A 4,790-nucleotide genomic window follows, 5' to 3' on the forward strand; every position below is an offset into this window, starting at 1 on the left:
CAGTTGGAAAAAATGCTGGGCTAATGCAGCCGTGCACTCCCGTCCTGCTTTTCCATCCGCAGGAAGGTGAACATACCCAAAGGCGGGAATTTTTTCTGGTCTTGCACCCTCAACTCATCCTCGCCCAATATCCTGTGGATCGAAAAATCCGAATGCCAGCCGATTTTACTGGCAAAGGGCGCAAAAGCCTTTTCCACCACCGATAACGCGCCTTTTTCACGGGCAAAATGGTTCACAATCAACACCTCGCCACCCGGTTTGCAGACACGCGCCATTTCAGCGATTACCAATTCCGGATCCGGCACCACCGACACCAGATACATCGCCACAACCGTGTCAAAATGATTGTCCGGCAGCGTCATCGCACGGGCATCCATCTCGTGAATCCCCTCAACATGGCGCAAGTCCCGTTTGGCCACCTTCTTGCGGGCTTTGGCCAGCATATGGGGGGAAACATCAATGCCAGTCACTTGCAAATGCGGCTTATAGTGTCTCAGCGACAACCCCGTGCCAACGCCAACCTCCAGCACATTTCCTTGCCGTGCATTGATATGCGAAATGGCGCGCTTGCGCCCTGCCGTTGTGATTGCCCCGAATGTTTTATCGTAAACCGGTGCCCATACTTTGTACGAACTTTTCACTGCATTGATATCCAATGTATTTTCCTTGTTGGTTTTGTTCACGCCCCATTTTACATGGCACTTAAGCGACTGTTTACACAACACTAGCGACCCGTCACAAGGCGGAAATACATAGGTCAGCGGAATACTCCGGTCTTGCCAATCGCTTCCACTCGTGCCCCTATCGCGCCAATGAAACATGATGACACAATCCACGGGTCCAGACGCGCCGCGCGGGCCAATTTGTGATTCGTATGCAGGTTGGTCAATTTGACTGCACCCGTGATGATGTCATGATGGGGCCAACTGTTTTGAAGGATTTAACTGGAGGGCAAAGATGCTCCGTATATTTACACTGATCTTATTTCTACTGCCAACATTTTCCAACGCCCAAACCTACCCAGTCTTTGAAGACGTCTATATCAATGACCTTGCGGGCGTCATTGATGATGCGGACGAGGCCGTCATCCGCACGCAGCTAAAAGCCCTGTTCAAGGATCATGGGGTCGAGGCCACCGTGCTGACCATCGACAGCCGCAAAACCTATGGCAATAGCCCCAGTATCGAAAATTTCGCCACGGGATTGTTCAATAAATGGGGCATTGGCGATGCCACGCGTAATGACGGCATCCTGATTCTGATTGCACGTAATGATCGTGAAATGCGGGTGGAACTGGGCACTGGGTATGGTGCTAACTACAATTTTGCCGCTGGGGATGTGATTGACCAGAATTTCCTGCCATCATTCCGCAATGACAAATATTCCCAAGGCATCCGGCTGGGCACAGCCGAGGTGATCCGCCGGATTGCCCTGCCACTGGCTGATGGGCAGGCCGCGCCAATTGCGGCCAGAGAAAAAGCCGACAAAGATAATAGCTGGGACATCAAAAAGACCGGCATTATCACTATTTTTATCGGCTTTTTCGGTTTCGGGATGCGCCGAAAAATCGCTGATTTTTTACCCGTTTTCGCAAGTGCCCGAATTGTGGACGCAAGGGGCTGCGCCGCAACCGCAAGGTCATGAACGCTGCCAGCACCGCCACGTCAGGCAGCGGTATCCTGACCACCACCTGCACCTATTGCGATTACCGGCGTGAGCAAAACTACACCATCGCGCGGCGCTCCTCTTCGCGCAGCAGTTTTGGCGGTGGATCGTCGTCGGGTGGGGGCGCATCAGGGCGCTGGTAGTCTGAAAGCGACCATGTGGCGCAAACAGGCAAGACGGCGTATTAAGGGTTGGTATTGTTTGTGTCATGACAAAGCTGAATTGGAAAATCGAGCTGATCTCACGGGCCATAGGAGCGCGGCGTGGACGGGCTGCGCGGGGGCGTCCTCAATAGGGACTTCACCCTTTAGACACCCCCAATCAGAAAGCCCTGACATGACAAAACGACCAACCCGCCGCTCTGGTGGCCGCGCTGCCCGCGTAGCCCTGCGTGCCGCCCCGCTCGCTGACGATATCCGCCCTGTGCGACCTGGAATGGAGGGCGGCAACTACACCCCCTTGTCACAATACGATATGGAGCGCATTCACCGCGCCGCATTGGATGCGCTGGAACAGATCGGGCTGGCCGACGCCCCGCAAAGCGGCATCGATGTGATGGTGGCAGCGGGCGCGTTCCTTGGTGATGATGGTCGCTTGCGTTTTCCCCGCGCGTTGGTCGAGGATATGCTGGCCAAAGCCGCCAAAACCGTCACCCTGTATGGTCGTGATCCGGCCCGTGACATGCAGATCGGTGGCAATCGGGTTTATTACGGCACCGCAGGGGCTGCGGTACATATGGTGGATGTGGCCACCAACGAATACCGTGAAAGCACCTTGCAAGACCTGTTTGATGCCGCCCGCATTGCTGACCAGCTGGACAACATCCATTTCGTGCAACGCCCGATGGTGGCCCGCGATGTCCTCGATAATTTTGAAATGGATATGAACACCATTTTTGCCTGTGTGAACGGCACCACCAAACACATCGGCACATCGTTTGTTGAGCCGGATCATGTGGCGGGTGGCATTGACATGCTGCACATGATTTCCGGTGGCGAGGATAAATGGCGGGCGCGCCCGTTCGTGTCCAATTCCAACTGTTTCGTGGTCCCGCCAATGCGGTTTGCCACCGAAAGCTGCCAGATCATGGAGCAATGCATTGCCGCCGGAATGCCAGTGCTGTTGCTGTCGGCGGGACAGGCTGGCGCAACGGCCCCCGCCTCGATCGCCGGTGCGATCATGCAGGCTGTGGCCGAATGTCTGGCGGGCATCGTTTACGTTAACGCCATTTCCCCCGGTTATCCTGCAATTTTCGGCACATGGCCCTTTGTATCAGACCTGCGCACTGGTGCGATGTCGGGTGGGTCGGGCGAGCAGGCATTGCTGACTGCAGGCTGCGCCCAGATACACCATTTCTACGGCCTGCCTGGCGGGGCGGCGGCGGGGATTGCGGATGCCAAACTGCCCGACATGCAAGCCGGATGGGAACAGGGCATTTCCAATGTGATGGCAGGCCTATCGGGGTTGAACATCGTTTACGAGGCGGCTGGAATGCACGCGTCCCTATTAGGGTTTTGCCATGAGAGCCTGATCCTTGGTGGTGATCTGATTGGTCAGGCGCAGCGCTGTGTACGCGGGATTGAGGTGAGTGAGGATAGCATCAGCCTTGAGGTGATGCGTTCGGTTTGTATGGACGGGCCGATGCATTATCTGGGGCACGAGCAGACCTTGGGGTTGATGCAGACCGAATACCTGTATCCCTGTATTGCCAACCGTCTATCGCCAAAGGAGTGGCAGGAATATGATCGGCCCGAGCTGGTTCCTGCGGCGACCAAGCGCAAGGACGAGATACTGGCGATGACCTCGCAAGCCGCGCTTGATCCGCAGCTGGATGCCAAAATTCGGGCGGCGTTTAATATTCATCTGGTGGGATAACAGGTTCTATGCCTGCGGCGCGGATATTTAGGGAACGAAAATGCTATAGGGCTGGACAGAATGGGCGGGTTTTGGGTATCTGAACAAGTGTTCATTTAATTGGAGGGCGCTATGCAGATTGAACAAACAGCAGCGATTATTACCGGTGGAGCTTCGGGCCTAGGCGAAGCATGCGCGCGCACCTTTCGAGACGCAGGTGCGAAAGTTGTTATTTTCGATCGTGATGCGAAGCGCGGTGTTGAGGTGGCAGATGAAATAGGCGCAGGATTTGCCGAGGTCGATGTGACTGGTGAAGCAAGCGTTGCGGCGGGCATCAAATTGGCCGCTGAGCATATGGGCAAAATCAACGCCTGCATCAACTGCGCCGGCATCGCTTCAGGCGAGAAAACCGTGGGGCGCGATGGGCCGCATGCGCTCGATAGTTTCCAGCGCACCATTAACGTTAACCTGATCGGCACCTTTAACGTACTGCGTCTGGCAGCGACTGAAATGGCCGGAAATGAACCGAATGAAGACGGCGAGCGCGGCGTGATTGTCAACACCGCCTCCATTGCCGCCTTTGATGGCCAAATGGGTCAGGTTTCTTATGCCGCCTCAAAGGCCGGAATTGCGGGCATGTCCCTACCCGTTTCGCGCGATCTGGCCCGCAACGGTATCCGCATTATGGCGATTGCACCGGGGATTTTCCTGACCCCGATGCTGGAAGGTCTGGGGCAGGAGATCATCGACGGACTGGCCGTTGACGTGACCTTTCCCAAACGGTTGGGCAAACCAGCCGAATTTGCCTCATTGGCGCAGTTCATTGTTGAAAACGGCTATCTGAACGGCGAAGTGATCCGCATCGACGGCGCCTTGCGAATGCGCTAACCGTGACGTGCGCGGCTATCCTTTGGCGCCGCTTTCCGCGCCTCCATGCCGTAATCGCGCAGCACGTCTGCCACCGTGTCAATTAGCGTTTAAAACTGACCCGGGTTTTGCATTTAAAACTGACCCCCGTTTGAGGGCAAAGCCGACAGGCGAGATGCCCTCATATAGCGAGCTCGTCTGTTGGCTTTGCTTGCGCTGCGGTTTCGTTGGTGCGGCTGTTTTTACTCTGGGAGAAGCGGAACGAGTTGTTGCCGGTCTCGATGCTAAGCACTGTCGGCAGCCTGCGTGGCTGCGTCCGGAACGGCATATAACGCTTCATGTCTTCACGGTCGCAGGTCGTGCCAAACAGAAACCGCAGTGCCATAATCCGCGCGTTGAACGTT

At 55.8% G+C, this 4,790-nt stretch carries 5 protein-coding genes and 1 pseudogene; 4 read left to right on the forward strand and 2 right to left on the reverse strand.

Annotated elements, in window-relative coordinates; translation table 11 throughout:
* Nucleotides 1-20: 20 nt before the first annotated feature.
* The gene (locus ACWB12_RS08380) at nt 21-656 is read right to left on the reverse strand and encodes a class I SAM-dependent methyltransferase (protein WP_479529621.1); all 636 of its coding nucleotides are present in this window, start codon (nt 654-656) and stop codon (nt 21-23) included.
* A 301-nt stretch (nt 657-957) separates the two neighbouring features.
* Between ACWB12_RS08380 and ACWB12_RS08385 the strand changes: the two genes are divergently transcribed.
* The 4 genes from ACWB12_RS08385 (at nt 958) to ACWB12_RS08400 (ending at nt 4,407) form a co-directional block, all read left to right on the forward strand.
* Nucleotides 958-1,644: a TPM domain-containing protein gene (locus ACWB12_RS08385; RefSeq protein WP_479529622.1), complete on the forward strand. Its 687-nt coding sequence runs from the start codon at nt 958-960 to the stop codon at nt 1,642-1,644.
* Nucleotides 1,641-1,808, forward strand: coding sequence for a hypothetical protein (locus ACWB12_RS08390; protein WP_479529623.1), 168 nt, complete (start codon nt 1,641-1,643; stop codon nt 1,806-1,808). The genes ACWB12_RS08385 and ACWB12_RS08390 overlap by 4 nt, the downstream gene beginning before the upstream one ends.
* Before the next feature lie 193 nt (nt 1,809-2,001).
* Nucleotides 2,002-3,540 (forward strand): trimethylamine methyltransferase family protein, encoded by a 1,539-nt coding sequence (locus ACWB12_RS08395; protein WP_479529624.1) that lies wholly within the window; start codon nt 2,002-2,004, stop codon nt 3,538-3,540.
* A gap of 111 nt (nt 3,541-3,651) precedes the next feature.
* On the forward strand, nt 3,652-4,407 hold the full coding sequence (locus tag ACWB12_RS08400) for an SDR family NAD(P)-dependent oxidoreductase (protein WP_479529625.1): 756 nt from the start codon (nt 3,652-3,654) through the stop codon (nt 4,405-4,407).
* Between the two features lie 256 nt (nt 4,408-4,663).
* Here ACWB12_RS08400 and ACWB12_RS08405 read toward each other — a convergent pair.
* Nucleotides 4,664-4,790 (reverse strand): annotated as a pseudogene (locus tag ACWB12_RS08405) (tyrosine-type recombinase/integrase); the annotation flags it as partial.

Source organism: Profundibacter sp., from assembly GCF_056498605.1.